Genomic DNA, 19,090 nt, shown 5'->3' on the forward strand with positions numbered 1-19,090 from the left:
GCGGGTCAGGAGGCGCGGGTCGGCCCCGGCACCGAGCCCCAGAAGTCGGCGAGCAGCGCGACCGTCGCCGCCGGCTGCTCGATCTGCGGCGAGTGCCACGCTCCGGCGACGATCTCGTAGCGGGCGCCGAGCCGGGAGGCCATGTCGCGCTGCCAGGGGATCGGCCAGGCGGCGTCCCACTCGCCGTGGGCGACGAGCACGGGCACGCCGGTGGCGGCGAGCGCCTCGGTGGTGTCCTCCGGCAGCTCGAGGATGCGCGCGCCGCCGATCAGACTGTGCGGGCTCGTCCGCCGCATGCGCGTGCGGACGAAGGCCAGCTCGGGGTCGAGGGCGGCGAGCTCGGCGTCGTCGAGGCCGAGCGTGATCGGGTTCGTCGAGTCGAACAGCGCGGCGCCGCCCTTCTCGGCCACGAGATGGCGTTCGAGGTATTTGCGATCCGCCCAGCCGTGCGGGCCCGAGCAGAGCATCGTGTACGACGAGAACAGCGCGGGCGCCTGCAGCACGGCTGCGCGGCCGATGACGCCGCCGAGACTGTGGCCGAGCAGGTGCACGGGGCGACCGTCGGCGAGCAGCGGGGCGATGCGCACGATGTCGCGCGCCTCCTCGTCCAGGGTGTGATCGTCGAGCGACGGAGGCGCGACCGAGTCGGCCTGACCGCGTCGCGAGACCACGATCACCTCGAACCCGGCGTCGCGCAGCAGCGGCATCGTGACGCGGAAGTCCTCTTTCGAGCCGGTGTACCCGGGCACGACGAGCACGGTGCCGACGGCGGGCCCGTCGGGCACCACGCGGTAGGCGCTCAGCCGACCGACGGGCAGGTCGATCGCCACCGTGTCGACCCCCTCGGCCACCGGCAGGTCGCCGAACACGGGGTGCGAGGCGAAGTCGTGCAGGCTCATCGCGCACCGCCCGTCGCCAGCGAGCGCCGGGGGTTCGGCACCGCGTCGAGCAGCGTGATCGTGTACGGGTCGGTCGGCCGCTGCAGCACCTCGGCCGTGCCGCCCCGCTCGACCACGGCGCCCTGGTTGAGCACCATGATGTCGTCGGTGATCAGCCGCGCGCTGAGCAGGTCGTGCGTGATGTAGAGCAGCGAGACGCCCCACTGCTCGCGGAGATCCTCGAGCAGGGCGAGCACACCGGCCCGCAGCGAGACGTCGAGCATCGAGACCGGCTCGTCGGCGATGATCACCTGCGGGTCGCTGGCGAGCGCCCGGGCGATGACGACGCGCTGCCGCTGCCCGCCCGACAGCTGGTGCGGCAGCTTCGCCGCGAACTGCTCGACCGGCGTCAGACCGACCGTCTCGAGCAGTTCGAGCACCCGGCGCCGCGCCTCCTGACCGGTGAGGCCCGTGAAGTTCACGACCGGGCGCGTCAGCGTGTACTCGACCGTGTGCAGCGGGTTGAGGGCGGCGTAGGGGTCTTGGAAGACCATCTGCACGTCGCTGCGGAAGCTCCGCAGCGCGCGGCCCCGCAGCTTCGTCACGTCGGTGTCGCCGAACGTGACGCTGCCGCTGGTCGGGCGCTCGACGCCCGTCACGAGCTTGGCGATCGTGCTCTTGCCCGACCCGCTCTGACCGACGAGGGCCAGCGATCGACCCGGCTCGAGGCTGAACGAGACGTCGCGCACCGCGCGCACGGGCTCGTCACCCCGCCGAGGAGGCGCGTAGGTCTTCGTCACCCCGCTCACGACGATGGGCTGCTGCGCGACCCGCTGCCCCCGCGTCGACACGGTCGGCACCGAGGTGGTCGTGTCGACCCGGCGCTCGCCCCGCGCGTGACGGATCGAGCGGTCTTCGAAGCCGGGCAGCGAGACGACCTCGGCGCGTGGGTCGGCGTAGTGCGAGAGCAGCATGCGCGTGTAGTCGTCCTGCGGGTTCTCGAGCACGTCGGCGCTCGCACCGTCCTCGACGATGCGGCCCTCGTGCATGACCAGCACCCGCTGGGCGGACTCGAGCACGATGCCGAGGTCGTGACTGATCAGCACGGCCGTGAAGCCCTCGCTGCGCTGCAGCGCGATGATCGTGTCCATCACGGCGTGCTGCACCAGCACGTCGAGGGCCGTGGTCGGCTCGTCGAACACCATCAACTGCGGCTCGAGCGACAGAGCCAGCGCGATCGACACCCGCTGGCGCATGCCGCCCGAGAGCTCGCCCGGGAACCTCGCGAGCACGCTCGGGTCGAGCTCGACCTTCGAGACGAGCTCGACGGCGCGGCTGTACCACTGGTCGCGCGGCACGTGGCCGTGGGCCTTGAAGACGTCGACGAAGTGGTTGCGGATGGTGCGCACCGGGTTCAGCGCGTTCATGCCCGACTGCAGCACCATCGCGAAGCCGCCCTGCCGCTGCTGCCGCAGGGCCTCGGTGCCGAGCCCCTGGACGTCGGCGCCGTCGAACAGGATGCTGCCGCCGTTGGTGCGGGCCGGCGGCTTCTGCAGCCGGGTGAGCGCGTAGCCGAGGGTCGACTTGCCCGAGCCGGACTCGCCGACCAGGCCGACGAACTCGCCGCGCCTCAGCTGGAACGACACGTGGTCGACGGCCTGGACCGGCTCGGCTCCCGCGCTCTCGTACACGACGCTCAGATCGCGCACGTCGAGGAGGACGTCGTCGCGGACGTCGTTGCTCGTGCTCATGATTCGTCCTCTGTTCCGGTTGCTCGCTGGTCCGATCCGGCAGGCCGGCTCGGCGCTGGCGTCGCGGAAACGCTTCGCGTTTCTTTGAGCTCCAGCGCGCATGCGCGCGCCTCCTTCGCCTTCTTGGCTCCGCCTTCGCGGAGGCGGGGGTTGCCGACGGCGTCGACACCGAAGTTGATGAGGGTGAGGCTCATCGCGAGCAGGGCGATGCAGAGACCCGGCGCGAACAGCAGGATCCACTGACCCGTGAGCAGGGCGTTCGAGTTCTGCGCCCAGTAGAGGATCGTGCCCCAGCTGACGATCGACGAGTCGCCGAGCCCGAGGAACTCGAGACCGGCCTCGGCGAGGATCGCGCTCGTGGCGGCGCCGAAGAACGAGCCGGTGATGAGCGAGGTCATGTTCGGCAGGATCTCGCGGAACACGATGCGCCCCGAGCTCTCGCCCGAGAACCGGGCCGCCGTGACGAAATCCCGCGAGCGCAGCGACTGCGTCTGGCTGCGGAGCACCCGCGCGCCCCAGGCCCAGCCGGTCACGACGATGACGGCCATGATCACGAGGATCCCGCCGTTCTGCAGATACGCCGCGATCACGATCATGAGCGGGAGGCCCGGGATCACCAGGAACAGGTTGACGACGAAGCCGACGACCTCTCCGCCGAAGCCCTTCATGTAGCCCCAGCTGAGACCGATCCCCACGGCGATCAGAGTCGAGAGCACGCCGGCGACGACGCCGACCAGCACGCTGATGCGGGCGCCGTAGATGAGCTGGCTCAAGACGTCCTCGCCGGCGGCCGTCGTGCCCATCCAGTGGGCCCAGCTCGCGTCGGCGTTGCGCTCGAAGCCGTTCTCGCTGCCGCCGTAGGGGGCCAGCAGCGGGGCGAAGATCGCCGTCAGCACGAAGACGCCGAGGATGATCACGCCGATCTTCGCCTTGGGGTTCGACCAGATGGTCGCGGCCATGCGGCCGATGGTGAGCCAGCGACTGGGCGCCTTCTGCTCGGCGGGGCCGCTCGGCGGCGCGCCCTCGGGCAGGTGGACGGACACGGTGGAGGTCATCGGCGGGTCCTTGGGTCGAGCACGCCGTACAAGATGTCGACGAGGAAGTTGGCGACGAGCACGCTGACCGTGATCATCAGGAAGAGGGCCTGCATCAGCGGGTAGTCCTGGCCGATGACGGCGTTGAACAGCAGGTAGCCGATGCCGGGGTAGCCGAACACCTGCTCGACGAGGATCGAGCCGCCGACGACGCCGCCGAGCGCTAGGCCGAAGCCGGTGAGGTTCGGCAGGATCGCGTTGCGGGCCGCGTAGCGCACGGCGACCGTGCGGCCCTTGAGGCCGTTCGCCTCGGCGAAGGTGACGTAGTCGTCGCCGAGCGTCGAGATCATCGCGTTCCGCATGCCGAGGATCCAGCCGCCGAGGCTGGTCAGGAGGATCGTGACGGCCGGCAGGACGGCGTGCAGCAGGGCGTCGCCGATGAACGCGGGGGTGAACCCGGGCGTCGTCGTCGCCCCGTAGGCGCCGGTGGTCGGGAACCAGTGCAGCACGTAGCCGAGGAAGAACAGCAGGAGGAGCGCCGTCCAGAAGTACGGGAACGTGCTCATGAAGCTGCCCGACAGGGTCGGCAGCGAGTCGAGCCAGGTGCCGCGCTTCCACGCGGCGGCAACGCCGATCAGGGTGCCGAGCACGAAGGCGATGATCGTGCAGACCCCGACGAGGATCAGCGTGTACGGCAGCGCCTGGCCGACCAGGTGGCCCACCGTCTCGGGGAAGAACGTGTAGCTCGTGCCGAAGTCGAGTCGGACGACCTGCCCGAGGTAGCTCACGTACTGCTGCAGGACGTTGCCGGACGGCACGCCGAGCTGGGCCTCGATGGCGGCCCGGGTCGCCTCGGACACCGGGCCGTTCTGAGACAGCTTGGCGATGGCGGCGTCGGTGGGGCTGCCGGGCATGAGCCTCGGCAGGATGAAGTTCAGGGTGACCGCGGCCCACAGGGTGAGCACGAACAGGCCGAGCTTCTGAGCGGCGTACTTCACTGGTCTCCCCCGTCGTTCTGAACGCGCTTGAGCTTGGTGAAGATCAGCAGCGGGGCCTGGTCGTAGTTCTGCGGGGCCATGTACGGGTCCTCCGCGGTCGGCCAGCCCGTGAACTTGGCGTCGTTGAACAGACCCCAGAGACCGCCGTAGTAGAGGCCGATCACCGGCAGCTGGTCGTAGACGACGTTCTGCAGCTCGTACGAGAGCCGCTGCTGGTCGGCGGGGTCGGTCGAGGCCTTCCACTCGTCCAGCAGGGCGTCGACTGCCGGGTCGCTGAAGCGCTCGAAGTTCGCCGCGGTCGTCTCGCCGACCGGGGTCGCGAACTCGCTGTTCAGCAGGTTGTTGAACGCCTGGTAGACGTTGCCGTTGCCCATGCCGCCCATCGCCATGTCGAACTCGCCGTTGGCGATGGCCGACTGGTAGCCGGCCGGCTGGGGAGCCTGGATCTGCACGTCGACGCCGATCGCGCCCAGCTGGCTCCGCACCTCCTGAACCGCCCGCAGCCAGTCGGTGTAGCCGTTGGCCGTGAGGATCGTGATGCGCAGCTGCTCGCCGTCGGGACCGACGAGGCGGTCGCCCTGCTGCGTGTAGCCCGACTCGGCGAAGGCCGCCAGGGCCCCGTCGACGTCCTGCTCGACGATGCCGTCGTTCGGGATGGACGGGTCGAGGTCGTCCTGCTGGTTCGGCAGGATGAGCCCGGTCTGACCGGCCGGCTCGAGGTAGCCCTCGGTCGCGGACTCGGCGATGCTGTCGCGATCGAGCGCCAGGGCGATGCCGCGACGGAGGTTCACGTCGTCGAACGGGGCCTTGGTGAGATTCGGCACGAGACCGATCACGCCTCCCGGCGGGAACCAGTACTGGTTGTCGGGACTCGCCGCGCCCCAGGTGCCCTCGACGTCGCTGATGAACGAGTACGACCAGTCGTAGCCGCGCGTGACGGTGTCGAGCTGGTTGTTCGTCGCGGGCAGGATCAGGTGCGCGATGTCGATCTTCTCGGCCTGCCAGTAGGTCTCGTTCTTGTCCATCGAGTACTGCTGGGGCGAGTAGTTGCCGAGGGTGAACGGGCCGGTGCCGACCGGATCGGGGTTGCGGTACGTCGTGGGGTCGTCGACGGTGCTCCACAGGTGCTCGGGCACGATCGTCGTCTGACCGATGATCTCCATCGCCGGCACGTCGTCGGTCTGCAGATGGAAGATGACGTGGTCGCCGTCCACCTCGATGGTGTCGATGTGCTGCCAGGCGCCCTTGAGGTCGAGCGTCGGCTCGTCGCGGATCAGCTCGAACGTGTACTCGACGTCGGCCGGGGTCATCGGCGTGCCGTCGGACCACTCGACGCCGCTGCGGATCGTCATGTCGACCGTGCGGGCGTCGGGCAGGGTCGTCTCGCTGGCGAGCCAGGGGGTGATCTCGCCGTCGAGCGGATTGATCTCGAGCAGGGGCTCGTAGATCCAGGTCGACGCGGTGCGCTTGTTCGTGAGGAACGGGTTGAAGTTCCGCTCGAACTGCGGGTTGCCCTTGTCGGCGTTGATCAGCATCGTGTCGTCGCCGATCGTCGGATCGGGTTGGCTGCGGATCTGGATGCTGCAACCGGCCAGCAGCAGCGCGGCAGCCGTGGCGGCCGCCGCTGCGCGCACGAGCGCGCGGGGTCTTGACGTGTGCTTCATCGCCACGGTTCTCTCATTCGTCGTCGAGGTGAGTCTGATGAGTGTAAGCGCATACATGGTGGAACGGCAAGCGGTGTCCCGGGTGGTGGGTGCGCTGCGAGCCATGCGGGTGCAGGCAGGTGCGGCGACTGCGTGTCACCGCGTGAGCGAGCGCGGTGGCGCTGGCGCTGGCGCTGGCGCTGGCGCTGGCGCTGGCGCTGGCGCTGGCGCTGGCGCGATCATTCGAGATCGAGAGAGTGCGCAGCGGGTCCTCATCTCGAGCCGCCATCATCGAGAGCAGGCCGGACGCCCGATCCCGCCGCGAGGAGCGTCCCCATGGTCACCGCGTCGCAGCTCGCCGCCCTGACCCGCACGCTGCCCCACGTGGCCGCCCACGCCGACGCGATCGCGACGGACTTCTACGACCGGTTGTTCGCGGCCCGGCCCGACCTGCTGCGCGACCGCTTCAACCGCGGCGAGCATGCTCAGGGCCGCCAGGCTCGCGAGCTCGCCCGCACCGTCGTCGCCCTCGCCGAGGCGGTCATCGACGCCGCACCCGGCAGCGGCACGAGCAGCAGCGCCCGTGCGGCGGCGACCCTGCACCCGACGCCGCGCCAGGCCGGGGCGCCCACCCTCGCCGGGTCCACCGCGGCCGAGATCACCTCGCGACTCGCCCAGCGGCACGCCGCGCTCGGCATCCGTCGACACGACCACCCCGCCTTCGAGGCCGCCCTGCGGGAGGCGATGCGCGCCTCCTCGGCCTCTGCCTCCTCCTCGCACTCGGACTCGGTCTCCGACGAGGCCGGCCCGGAGGCCCTCGACGACGAGGCCGTCGAGGCGTGGACCGCCCTGTACCGCCAGGTGATCGCCGAGGTCGCCGACGCCGTCGACGACCTCTACCGGCACGCCGACCTCGAGCCCGACGAGGAGTGGCGCGAGGCCATCGTCACCGAGCATCGCCTCGAGGCGGAGGACGTCGTGGCCCTCACCCTCGTCTCGGCCGACAGCGAGGCGCTGCCCCGGTACCGTGCCGGGCAGTTCGCGTCGGTGCAGGTCGAGCTCGCCGACGGGGCCCGCCAGATCAGGCAGTACAGCCTGCGCGGCGGCCCCGACGAGCAGTGGCGGATCAGCGCCCGGGTGCTCGACGGGGGCGGGTTCGCGCCCGACGGCGAGGTGTCGACCCACCTGCGCGACGAGATCGCCGTGGGCGGCGTCGTCCGGGTGTCGCCGCCGATCGGGTCGCTGACCATCGACGAGCTCGACGACGCCCCGCTCCTGTTCGTCTCGGCCGGGATCGGCTGCACCCCGGTGCTCGGGATGCTCGACCACCTCGCACGCACCGAGCCGCTGCGCCCGGTCACGGCGCTGCACTTCGAGCGCACGCCCGAACGGCACGCCCACCGCGCCGAGCTCGAAGCCCTCGTGGCCGCCATGCCGAACGCCTCGCTGCGCGTGAGCTACACGCAGGGCAGCCTCAGCGCGCTGACCGCCGCGGGCGGGATCGGCGAGTCGATCGACGGTCAGGGCGCCTACCTCGACCCCATCGATCTCGGCACGGTCGCCCTCACGGCGGAGCACCGCGTGTTCCTCTGCGGGCCCGTCCCGTTCATGGCGATCGCCCGCGCCGCGCTCATCGAGCACGGCGTCGAGGCCGACCGGGTGCACTACTTCGTCTTCGGCCCCGACGACGGGAGCGTCACCGGGATCGACACCGGGCAGCGCGGGCGGTAGGCGGGAGCCCAGGAGGCGCAGGCCGCGAGCCGAGGAGGCGCGGGTCGCGCCGTCGCTCACCGGGCGGGGCAGCTCTCGCGCAGCAGCACCTCGACGGGCAGGGTGACGCGCTGCGGGGCGAGCCCCGGGTCGGTCAGCCGCCGGACCACCGAGCGGACGGCGACGCGGCCGAGCTCGCCCATCGGCTGGCGCACGGTCGTGAGCCGGGGTGACGAGAAGCGCCCGGCCTCGATGCCGTCGAAGCCCGTCACCCGCACACGACCGGGGACGTCGACGCCGGCCCGGCCGAAGACGTCGAGCACGCCGAGCGCGGTCTGGTCGTTGGCGCAGACAACGGCGTGGGGCAGGGGCTCCGCCCGGGCGAGCAGCTCCTCGGCCACTCGGCGCCCGCCGTCGCGGCTGAAGTCGCCCCGCTCGACACGCACCCGCACCTCGGCATCCGCGTCGGCGGCGGAGCGGGCGCCCGCGCCTCTCGAGCGAGCGGCGGAGCGGTGCGCGGCGACGGCCTCGTCGAACCCGCGGTGCCGGTCGGCCTCGTCGGGCGAGTCGCTCGGGCCGGTGACGTAGACCAGATCGGACGCGCCCGGCCCGTCGAGGACGAACGCGGTCAGCGCCCGCATGCCGGCGACGTTGTCGACGCTGACGTGGTCGAGCTCGTCGCCCGGGCGGGAGTCGGCGAGCACGACGACGGGGATCCGCCGCGAGACGTGGGCGAGGAGGTCGGCCGGCACCGTCTGCGCGAGGACGGCCAGACCGTCGACCCGGCCCGCGATGTCGTTCACGATGACCTCGCGGCTCGATCCGCGACCGGCGGCGACCATGAGCGCGAATCCGCGTCGCCACGACTCCACCTCCGCGCCGCGCAGCACCTCGTCGAAGTAGAGGTTCGCCGGGTTCGACCAGTGCCGAGCGGTCGCGACGGGGGCGCCCGCACCCAGCGGGCCGCCGCTCGGGCCGTCGTGCCGTGAGGCCGGCGTCGCACCGGGGGCGGTGCCCTGGGCGGACGGGGCGACCCGCGCCTCCCGGTCGTCGACGAGGGGGATGCGACTCGAGTCGGTGAGCATCGCCCAGTCGGGCTCGGGCTCGTCGATGGCGTCGTGCCCCGGCAGGAACAGCCCCAGCACGCCGTGCCGTCGACCCGCGAGCCCTCGCGCGGCGCCGCTCGGCACGTAGCCGAGCGCGCGCACCGACTCGAGCACGCGAGTGCGGGTCTCGGGACGCACGTCGTCGGGGCGCCGCAGCACCCGCGACACCGTCGCGATCGACACGGCCGCGTGCGCGGCCACGTCGTAGACGGTGGGGGCCTTCGTCACGGGGTCCTTCTTCAGGTGGCGGTCCGGACCATCCTAGGCATGCGACGAGGAGGCGCGGGTCGACCCGCGCCTCCACGTCACGCCCTCGAGGGGCGCCTGCGATCCGCTCCGTGCGGAGCGACTACTTCTCGGCGGGGAGCTGCAGCTCCTGCCCGACGGTGATCATGTCGGGGTCCGCGACCGTGTCGAGGTTGGCCCCGGCGAGGGTGACCCAGCCGCCCTCGATGTCGAGGTCGGTGGCGATGATGTCGAGGCTGTCGCCGGCCTCGACCGTGTAGGTCTCGCCGCTCGTCGGAACGGCCGCGATCTCGGGCACGACCGGAGCGGCGGGCGCGGGTGCGGCCGCCGGGGCGGGGGCCTGCGCCTGAGCGGGGGCCTGCGCCTGAGGAGCCGGGGCGGCGGCGGGCGCCTCGGCGGCCGGTGCGGGCGCCGGAGCCGGTGCGGGCGCCGGAGCGGGAGCGGCGCCCGAGGTGCCGCTCAGCCCGAGCTGGGCCGAGCACGAGGGCCAGGCGCCCCAGCCCTGCGATGCGAGCACGCGCTCGGCCACGGCGATCTGCTCGCCCTTGCTGGCGCTCGCCGCGCTGCCCGTCCCCCCGAAGGCGGCCCAGGTGCTCGGGCTGAACTGCAGGCCGCCCGAGTAGCCGTTGCCGGTGTCGATGGACCAGTTGCCGCCGCTCTCGCACTGGGCGATGGCGTCCCAGGTCGAGACGTCGGCGGCGCTGGCGGGAGCGGCGGCCAGACCGACGCCGGCGCCGGCGAGAGCGACGACGGCTGCCGTCCCGAGGAGACCGCGGGTCCGTCCCGGGCCGGAGGCGGTCTTCGCGGCGAGGTGCTTCGGGGCGGTCGTGCGGGAGGTGCGTGTGATTCGTGACATGTGTGCGTGTGCTCCGTCGAGGTCACCCCGGCACGGCGCTGACGCGCTCGAACCGTTGCCCGCCTCTCACCAGATCGGTCGGATGGCGGCGACCGCAGCCCGGGCAACGGGGTGACGTGCGGTGCCGTCGTGGCCCCGCGCGACGGCGGGTCGTGCCACGAGTCCCTGGGCGGGACGACGGCCCACCGTAGTCAGGGGGCCGCCGAGGGCCAAGTGCGACGGATCGGTCCACCGGAGGCGCGGGCGGGGTTCTCCACAGCCCGATCACCATGGGCATGGGGCGGGCCCCCGGAGGATCAGCGTTCGCTGGGAATCGTTCAGGGGGCGTCCCCGAAGCCCCTGACCCCGGCCGCGGCGAGCCGCTCGCCGAGCGCCGGGGCCATGTCGACCGCGAAAGGCCCCGAGTAGTGCACGTAGTCGATCTTGACGACCGAGTCGCCGACGAAGGCCGGGCACACGCCGTCGACGCAGGTGAGGTCGCGGGCGTCGATCCACGGCTGCTCGCGAGCCTCGGCGAGTGCGCCGATCGCGGCGGCCCTCTCGAGCCAGGGGCCGCCGACCCGGGTCAGGCAGTCGACGGGAGACCCGCCGGGCCGATAGCACTCGCGGATGCTCGCGCCCGGTGGCGGCGGCGAGAGATGGACCACCTGGCCCGCCGACGCCTCGACGAGATCGAGATAGCGTTCGAGCCCGCCGACGAGCTCGCCGACGGTCGCATCGCGCCCCTCGCCGGCGAGCGGCATGGGCTCGTAGGTGTTCTGCACGACCAGCACGTCGGGCCGGAGCGCCTCGATCGTCTCGAGGGTGGCCGCCCGGTAGGCGGCGCAGGCCTCCGTGTCGTCGGTGTCCCAGGCGAGGTCGACGAACGAGCAGGCGAAGCCGACCCGCGCCACCACCCGCAGGTCGCTGCCCGGGGCCTCGGCGAGCGTCACGAGCGAGTCGAGCTGGTGGGCGGCGGTCGAGTCGCCGGCGAGCACGACGGTCGTGCCCGCGTCGCTCGGCCCGAAGGCGCACTGATCGGCGGGGGCGAGCTCCTCGATGTCGCCGCAGGGCAGGTGCGCCCCTCCCGGGACGACCCCGTCGGCCGGGGGATCGAGCTCGGGCCAGGTCGTCGCACCGAGCGCGGTGACGATCCGCTCCCGGAGGGCCGTGCCCGCCGGACCGAGTGCGGGCCCCGACGAGGCCCCGACGTCGTCGCCCGCGCCTCCTGACGGGCCCTCGCCGCCCGCTTGCGCACCCCCGGCCGCCGAGCCCTGGCCCCCGGAGGCGATGACGGGCGGCGCCGGCAGCGGCCTGACGTTGTCGGCGGCCAGCGCGACGGCCGCCGTGGCGACGAGCGCGAGCGCACCCACGGCGGCGAATCGCTGCTCGCGCCCCCGGCCCGGCGTGCGCGACCGCTCGCCCCGAGAGCGCCGCAGCCGCCAGGACGAGGTCATCGCCGGCTTCTCGACGAGGTGGTGCCCCACGACGGCGAGACCGACCGAGGCCACGTACACGGCGACGATCGCCCCGGGGGCGACGGCCTGGATGACGACGAGCGCCGGGAAGTGCCACAGATAGAGCGAGTAGCTGATGTCGCCGAGATAGCCGCTGACGCGGTTGGTGAGCACGACCGGCGAGCGAGCGCCCGGCACCGAACCACCCGCCAGCACGGCCGCGGTCGCGAGCACGGGCACGACGGCCCAGGGCCCCGGGAACCCCCACCCCTCGTCGATCACGAGCATCGACGCGACGACCACCACGAGACCGAGCCACGACAGGATCGTCCCCACCGCAGGAGGCGCGGCTCGCCAGATCCCGATCGTCACGGCGAGCAGGGCGCCGGCTCCGAGCTCCCACGCGCGGGTCAGGGTCGAGTAGTACGCCGTCACCGGCGCCTCGGCCGTCTGCACGACGGCCCAGGCGAACGAGCCGAGGCAGAGCACGGTCAGGGTGACGGCGAGCACGCCCCGGAGACGTCGCGTCGAGACCGCCGCCACGAGCAGCACGACCAGGGGCCAGACGACGTAGAACTGCTCTTCGACCGAGAGCGACCAGAAGTGCCGGAAGGGCGAGACGGGCCCGTCGGCCGCGAAGTAGTCGGTGCCCTGCGCGGCCTCGTGCCAGTTGGCCGCGAACACGGCCGACCAGGCGGCGTCGACCGCCGACGAGAGGAGCCTGCTGGTCGACAGCAGGGCGGCGACCGCCCCCAGGGTCACGACGAGCACCACGAGGGCGGAGGGCAGGAGCCGCTTGACACGGCGCCGGTAGAAGCCGCGCATCGAGATGCGGCCCGTGCGCTCGTGCTCGCGCACGAGCAGCCCCGTGATGAGGAACCCCGACAGCACGAAGAAGACGTCGACGCCGACGAAACCACCGCGGGGCCAGCCCGACACGTGCTCGACGACGACCGCCGCGACCGCGAGAGCGCGGAGGCCCTGGATGTCCCGGCGGCGACGGCGCGGCGCACGCGGTGCCGCGCCCGGCGTCGAGGGTGACGTCGAGGGCGTGTCGATGTTCTGCACCATGGGCTCCTGGAGTCCTTCCGACGGAACGGTCGAGAGGAATGCTACAGGCTTTCATGCCTCATGCATTCAGAGCGCATGCCACGACCGGAGCGCCGTGATCGCACGGCCGCTGGTCCATATTTCACGCATAGCGTGCGATATGTAAATCTGTCATTCGGGATCGGTGGATGAGCCCCTTTCGGGCCGGTGCCGGCGGGTCCCGGCGCCGGTTGGGGCGCACCTCGCCGGGCCGGCGGGACGGGCCCCGGTGCCGACGGAACGGACCCCGGTGCCGTCGGCGCCGGGGTCCGTGGAGCGGGAGGGTCCGTGGAGCGGGAGGGTCAGTCGGACGGGAGGGCGCCCGTCGTGTCGACCCGCGCCTCCTCGGCCCGCCGCCGACGTCGCCCGGCAGCCGTCGCGATCACGAGGGCGAGACCCGCCACGACGAGCATCCCGGCGAGCCCGAGGGCGAGCGCGGACTCGGAGCCGGTGTAGGCGAGGGCGGTCGGGCCGCCCGCGGGGGCGATGTCGGGGGTGGGCGCGGCTCCGGCCGGCTCGACGGGCGCGACCGGGTCGGTCACGGCCGGCGGGCTCTCGGGAGCCGGCGGGATCTCGGCCACGGCGCGTTCGACCGAGAAGGCGACGGGGTCGCCGGGGGCCGAGACGCTGCCGTCCGAGAGGACCTGCGCGAGGCCGACCGCGATGAAGTCGCCGCCGGGGACGTCGGCGAACTCGACGCTCCATGCTCCGCGCGCGTCGGCGAAGGCCGCCGCCACGGTGATGGGGGCGTCGGGGTCGAACGGGACGGGCTCGGCGGCCTCGAGCCCCGCGGCGACCCGTCGCTCGGCGGCGGCGAGCGCGTCGCCGGCCAGACCGGCCTCGTCGACGCCGGCGCGCACCATGTCGTCACCGGACAGGGCGATGCCCGCGACCACCCCGGCGCCCGGTCGTGCCGTGCCGGTCACCGTGACGGTGTCGCCGTCCAGCGTGTCGCCGTCGGCGGGCGACGAGACCTCGGGCCCGGCGAGGGGCGCCGTGACGTCGACGGCGACACGTGCCCTGGGCCCGCCCGCGCCCGTGATCTCGATCGTGGCGGGACCGACCGGCGCCGCCGGCCCGAACTGCCCGACGACGTCGAGACGGCCGTCGCTCGAGGCGACGGTCGAGACGAGGTTCGGGTCGTCCTGATCGACGCCGCCCGCTTCGAGCGTGAGCACGACGGCCTCACCCGGCGCGAAGCCCGCTCCGAGCAGCCGGAACGGGACCCCGGCCTGGATGGTGGCGTCGGCGACGGCTGCCGTCGGGCCGAGGTCGAGGCCCTCGGTCACGGCGGCGAAGGCGTCGACGAGTCCGGCGCCGTAGAGCTCGCTGTCGCCGAGATCGGTGGCCTGCGAGGTCAGCAGGGTCTGCAGCTCGGCGGGGCTCGCATCGGGGTGGGTCGTGGCGAGCAGAGCAGCGACGCCGGCGACGTGCGGCGACGCCATCGAGGTGCCGCTGTAGACGTCGTAGCGACCGTCGAACACCGTGCTGAGGATCGCGGAGCCGGGTGCCGCGACGTCGATCTCGCCCTCGCCGTAGTTCGAGAACGACGACTTCGCGACCGAGCCGTCGGGCTGCTGCGCGACCGAGGCGACCGTGACGACGCCGTCGACGCCGGCGGGCAGGTCGACGCACCCCTCGGACACGTCGCGGTCCTCGATGGGCCGCGGACCCGAGACGTGGTTCCCCTCGGAGTCGTAGACGCCGTCGTCCGGGCTGGTCGACTCGGTGGTCTTGTTCGCGAGGTCGTAGTCCTCGTTGCCGGCCGCCGCGATGTTCAGCACGCCCTGCTGCTGCGACCAGGCGACGGCCTTCACGACGGCGTCGAGCGCGGGCTGCTGCTCGGGCTGCCCCTCGCACCAGAACGCCCACGGGTCGACGTAGTAGCTGTTGTTCGTGACGTCCATGCCCTGCGCGGCGGCCCACATGAAGCCGCAGAGCGCGTACTCGGGGTAGATGAACCCGTCGTGGTTGACGACCTTGACGCTCGCGAGGGTGACGCCCGGCGCGACGCCGGTGATGCCGCTGCCGTCGGCGTTCGCCGCGATCGTGCCCGCGACGTGCGTGCCGTGCGACTCGCTGTCGTCGACGGGGATCCACGCGGATCTGCTCTGATCGGGGATCCCGTTGACCGAGCAGCCGACCGACGCGGCCGGGTCGACCTGCGTCGCGAGATCGGGGTGGTCGACGGCGATGCCGCTGTCGAGGACGCCCACGAGCACGTCGGCGTCGCCCGGCTCGAGGGAGCGCGCCTGCGGGGCGCCGATGGCGTCCATGTCCCACTGCTGCGAGACGAGAGGCGCGGCGGTGACCCCGGCCTCTGCGCGGGGTCGGTCGATCGCGAGGGTGCCACCCGCCCAGTCGGGGGCGACGGCCCCCTCGGTGACGGCGGCCTGGCGCGTCGGTCCGGCCGACCGCACGCCCGAGGAGGCGCGGATCCCATCGAGGAATCCGGTGTCGGACGACTGCGCGGTCACCACCCCGATCTCGGCGTAGCTCATCAGCACGACCCCGCCGGAGGCGACCACGGCCGCGCGCGCCTCGGCGACGGCGGTCTCGGTGGCGTCGACGTTGACGACGTAGTTCATGAGCTCGCCGGCGGCGAGCGCCTCGGGCGCCACGGCGGCGGTCGGGGCGGGCGCCTCGGTCGCATCGGGCGTCTCGGCCGGCGCAGGTGTCTCGGCCGGCGCAGGCGTCTCGGTCGCGTCGGCAGCGTCCGACGACTCGGTCGACTCGGCCGGCGCGGCCGGCGCGGGCGCCTCGGCCGGCGCGGCCGTCTCGGTCGGCGCAGGCGTCTCGGCGACGGCGGAGGTCTCCGTCGGCGCTGCAGACGGCGCGGGCGGCTCGGGGGCCGGCTCGGCGGCGACGGCCGCCAGAGGCGAGAGCACGAGGGCTCCGGCGAGCGCGAGGGCGGTGCCGAGGCGGACGCGCCCACGACCTGAGGTGATCTGCACGTCTGCTCCTGTCGTCGCACCAGGAGTCGGCGCGGTCCGACCCCCGGGGCGGACCGCCGTCTGGAGCGGAGTGAGTCTCAGAGTAAGACGATCGGCGCTCATCCGCACCTGATCCGTCCGCTTCCGTGGAGAGCCCGTCCGTCCCCAGGAGTCCGCGCGTCGCTCCCTCCCCCGGCCCCGGGTGCTCGGGCGTGTTACGCCGGGTTGCCGACGCCCCGGTGGCGCACCCGCCCGGCTCGTAGCATCGTCGGATGGCGACGACCGACACCATCTCGAATCTGCTCGACGAGCGGCGGCGGTTCCCCGCGCCTCCCGGGCTCGCCGCGACCGCGAACGTGGCCTCGTCCGAGCACGCGCGAGCCGCCGCCGATCCCGTCGCCTTCTGGGAGGAGCAGGCGCACCGACTCGAATGGGACACCCCCTGGCGCACGGCACACACCTGGTCGCCCGTGACGGAGGGCCCTGACGGCGAGCTGACCGTCCCCGAGGCCACCTGGTTCGCCGGTGGGCGCCTCAACGTCGCGGTCAACTGCGTCGACCGTCACGTCGCGGCCGGGCGCGGAGACAAGGTCGCACTGCACGTCGAGGGCGAGCCCGGCGACCGGCGCGACATCACGTACGCCCAGCTGCAGCGCGAGGTCGTCAAGGCGGCGAACGGCCTGCGATCGCTCGGCGTCACGAAGGGCGACCGCGTCGTCGTCTACCTGCCGGTGATCGCCGAGACGATCGTCGTCACCCTGGCCATCGCGCGCATCGGGGCGATCCACTCGCTCGTGTTCGGCGGCTTCTCGGGCGAGGCCCTGAGGTTCCGCGTCGAAGACACCGGGGCCAAGCTGCTCGTGACCACCGACGGCCAGTTCCGCCGAGGAGGCGCGGTGCCGGTCAAGGCGAACGCCGACCACGCGGTCAGCGGCTCCAACGCCATCGAGCACGTGCTCGTCGTCCGTCGGACGGGCGATCAGACCCCCGACGTGCCCTGGACGGAGGGCCGCGACCTGTGGTGGCACGACGTCGTCGACCCCCAGCCCGACACCGACGAGCCCGAGGCCTTCGACGCCGAGACGCCGCTGTTCATCATGTACACCAGCGGCACGACCGGTCGCCCGAAGGGGCTGGTGCACACCAGCGGCGGGTACCTCACGGCGGCGAGCTACACGCACTGGGCGGTCTTCGACGCGAAGCCCGACGACGTCCACTGGTGCACGGCCGACCTCGCCTGGGTGACGGCCCACACGTACGAGATCTACGGGCCGCTCTCGAACGGCCTGACCCAGGTGATCTACGAGGGCACGCCCGACACCCCGCACCCGGCCCGGCACCTCGAGATCATCGAGCGCTACGGCGTGACCACGTACTACACGGCCCCCACCCTGGTGCGCACCCTCTCGTCGTGGTTCCCCGACGGCCTCCCCGACACGTACGACCTCTCGTCGCTGCGTCTGCTCGGCACCGTCGGCGAGGCGATCAACCCCGAGGCGTGGGTCTGGTTCCACGAGCAGTTCGGCCGCGGCGAGTGCCCGATCGTCGACACCTGGTGGCAGTCCGAGACGGGTGCGAGCGTCATGGCGCCGCTGCCGGGCGTCGACACCCTCAAGCCGGGCTCGTCGCTGCGGGCTCTGCCCGGAGTCTCGACGGCCGTGGTCGACGACGACGGCGCTCGCGTGCCGAACGGCGCCGGCGGCTACCTCGTCGTGCAGCAGACGCCTCCGTCGCTGGCCCGCACCGTGTGGGGCGACCCGAAGCGCTATCGCGACTCGTACTGGGCGAAGTACTGGCGCCAGGGCTGGTTCTTCTCGGGCGACGGCGCGAAGTACGACGCCGACGGCGACATCTGGGTGCTCGGGCGCGTCGACGACGTGATCAACGTGTCGGGTCACCGCCTGTCGACGATCGAGATCGAGTCGTCGCTGGTGGCGCACCCGCTCGTGGCCGAGGCGGCGGTCGTCGGTGTCGCCGACGACCGCACCGGTCAGGCGATCGCCGCCTTCGTCGTGCCCGCCTCCCGACCCGCCGGAGGCGCGGTGCCGGATTCCGGGTCCGCCCGCGAACCGCAGATCTGGGCTCCGCTCGCGGGGTCGCTGTCGGGCGCGCTGCGAGCCCACGTCGCCGACCAGATCGGCCCGATCGCCAAGCCCGCGACGGTGCTGGTCGTGCCCGACCTGCCCAAGACCCGCTCGGGCAAGATCATGCGTCGCCTGCTCGGCGACATCGTCGACGGCCGCCCGCTCGGCGACACCACGAGCCTGCAGGACGACACGGTGCCCGGCCGCATCGCCGCCATCCGCGAGCAGCTGACACCCGCTGACACCCGCTGACACCCCCGAGAACCGCTCAGACCCCCGCTCGCGCACAGGGGCCTGAGCGGTCTCCCGGGGTCTCGGCCTCGGCCGGGCGGGGGCTGGTGCAGCACAGCCTGGGCTGGTTGGCTGGGGGCATGTCCATCTCCTCCACGGCCGAGAAGGCCGAACTGCTCCGCTCGCTGCACGTCCCCGGCGATCCGCTGATCGTGACCAACGTGTGGGACAGCATCACGGCGCGGGTCGTCGCCGGCGCACCGGGCGTGCGGGCCCTGGCCACCGCCTCCCACTCCATCAGCGAGGCGCACGGCGTCGAAGACGGCGAGGGCCTCGACGTCGACGAGATGCTCGCCGCGGCCCGCATCATCATCCGCTCCGTCGATCTGCCGGTGTCCGTCGACTTCGAGAAGGCGTACGCCTCCGATGCCGCCGGGACGCTCGACAACGTCTTCCGCCTCATCGAGGAGGGCGCGGCCGGCCTCAACATCGAAGACAGCATCGGCCAGGCCAAGGCCCCCCTCTACGACATCGACACGCAGGTCTCGAAGGTGGCCGCCGCCCGTCAGGCGGGCGACCGCGCCGGCGTGCCGATCGTCATCAACGCCCGCGTCGACTCGCTCGCCGGCGACCCCGACGGCTTCGACGACGCCATCACCCGAGCCAACGCGTACCTCGCGGCCGGCGCCGACTGCGCCTTCGTGCTCGGCCTCGGCACCGAGGACCTCGTCAAGGCCGCCCTCGACCGCATCGACGGCAAGGTCAGCGTCATCTCGAACCCGTCGGCCGTGCCCCTGGCGCGTCTCGCCGAGCTCGGCGTCTCGCGGGTCAGCTTCGGGCCGACGACCATGGGTCTGACGCTCTCGCACCTGCGCGACGCCGCCACCACCCTGACCGCGCGCGGCGACTACCCCGGCGAGCTCGGCTTCTCGTTCTGAGCACGCCGCAACACCTCGAAACCCGCGCTACACCCCGAGGAATCGGGGTGTAGCGCGGGTTTCGGGGTGTAGCACGCGGCCGGCGGCGCGCAGACGGCGGCGCGCGGCGCGCAGCCGGCGGCGCGCGGCGCGCAGCCGGCGGCGCGCGGCGCGCGGC

Annotated in this window: 12 protein-coding genes; 3 read left to right on the forward strand and 9 right to left on the reverse strand. The window is 72.9% G+C overall.

The window, feature by feature from the left end; genetic code table 11:
• Positions 1-5: 5 nt before the first annotated feature.
• From ASF89_RS13380 to ASF89_RS13400, 5 genes are read right to left on the reverse strand one after another with little or no spacing between them, the layout of a single operon-like run.
• The gene (locus ASF89_RS13380; RefSeq protein ID WP_055815758.1) at positions 6-899 is read right to left on the reverse strand and encodes an alpha/beta fold hydrolase; all 894 of its coding nucleotides are present in this window, start codon (positions 897-899) and stop codon (positions 6-8) included.
• On the reverse strand, positions 896-2,629 hold the full coding sequence (locus ASF89_RS13385; protein WP_055815761.1) for an ABC transporter ATP-binding protein: 1,734 nt from the start codon (positions 2,627-2,629) through the stop codon (positions 896-898). Before ASF89_RS13385 ends, ASF89_RS13380 begins: the two co-directional genes overlap by 4 nt.
• Positions 2,626-3,684, reverse strand: a complete 1,059-nt coding sequence (locus ASF89_RS13390; RefSeq protein WP_082490038.1) for an ABC transporter permease — start codon at positions 3,682-3,684, stop codon at positions 2,626-2,628. Before ASF89_RS13390 ends, ASF89_RS13385 begins: the two co-directional genes overlap by 4 nt.
• Entirely contained in the window at positions 3,681-4,661 is a 981-nt protein-coding gene (locus tag ASF89_RS13395; protein WP_055801025.1) for an ABC transporter permease, read from the reverse strand. The genes ASF89_RS13390 and ASF89_RS13395 overlap by 4 nt, the downstream gene beginning before the upstream one ends.
• A complete protein-coding gene (locus tag ASF89_RS13400) occupies positions 4,658-6,325 on the reverse strand; it encodes an ABC transporter substrate-binding protein (RefSeq protein WP_055801022.1) in 1,668 nt (555 codons plus the stop codon). The genes ASF89_RS13395 and ASF89_RS13400 overlap by 4 nt, the downstream gene beginning before the upstream one ends.
• 315 nt (positions 6,326-6,640) lie before the next feature.
• Between ASF89_RS13400 and ASF89_RS13405 the strand changes: the two genes are divergently transcribed.
• The gene (locus tag ASF89_RS13405) at positions 6,641-8,035 is read left to right on the forward strand and encodes an FAD-binding oxidoreductase (protein ID WP_055815764.1); all 1,395 of its coding nucleotides are present in this window, start codon (positions 6,641-6,643) and stop codon (positions 8,033-8,035) included.
• Between the two features lie 56 nt (positions 8,036-8,091).
• On the opposite strand, the gene ASF89_RS13410 is transcribed toward ASF89_RS13405, so the two are convergent.
• The 4 genes from ASF89_RS13410 to ASF89_RS13425 form a co-directional block, all read right to left on the reverse strand.
• Positions 8,092-9,348 (reverse strand): LacI family DNA-binding transcriptional regulator, encoded by a 1,257-nt coding sequence (locus tag ASF89_RS13410; RefSeq protein ID WP_055815767.1) that lies wholly within the window; start codon positions 9,346-9,348, stop codon positions 8,092-8,094.
• A 121-nt stretch (positions 9,349-9,469) separates the two neighbouring features.
• Positions 9,470-10,222: a transglycosylase family protein gene (locus ASF89_RS13415; RefSeq protein WP_082475386.1), complete on the reverse strand. Its 753-nt coding sequence runs from the start codon at positions 10,220-10,222 to the stop codon at positions 9,470-9,472.
• A 317-nt stretch (positions 10,223-10,539) separates the two neighbouring features.
• Entirely contained in the window at positions 10,540-12,729 is a 2,190-nt protein-coding gene (locus tag ASF89_RS13420) for an acyltransferase family protein (RefSeq protein WP_055815770.1), read from the reverse strand.
• Positions 12,730-13,049: 320 nt separating this feature from the next.
• The gene (locus tag ASF89_RS13425) at positions 13,050-15,701 is read right to left on the reverse strand and encodes a S8 family serine peptidase (RefSeq protein ID WP_055815773.1); all 2,652 of its coding nucleotides are present in this window, start codon (positions 15,699-15,701) and stop codon (positions 13,050-13,052) included.
• Positions 15,702-15,952: 251 nt separating this feature from the next.
• On the opposite strand from ASF89_RS13425, the gene acs reads away from it, so the two are divergent.
• Positions 15,953-18,016: an acetate--CoA ligase gene (acs, locus tag ASF89_RS13430; protein WP_055815777.1), complete on the forward strand. Its 2,064-nt coding sequence runs from the start codon at positions 15,953-15,955 to the stop codon at positions 18,014-18,016.
• A gap of 119 nt (positions 18,017-18,135) precedes the next feature.
• Positions 18,136-18,933, forward strand: a complete 798-nt coding sequence (locus ASF89_RS13435) for an isocitrate lyase/phosphoenolpyruvate mutase family protein (RefSeq protein ID WP_055801002.1) — start codon at positions 18,136-18,138, stop codon at positions 18,931-18,933.
• Positions 18,934-19,090 lie beyond the last annotated feature (157 nt).

Source organism: Frigoribacterium sp. Leaf172, assembly GCF_001424285.1.
Lineage (GTDB): Bacteria > Actinomycetota > Actinomycetes > Actinomycetales > Microbacteriaceae > Frigoribacterium.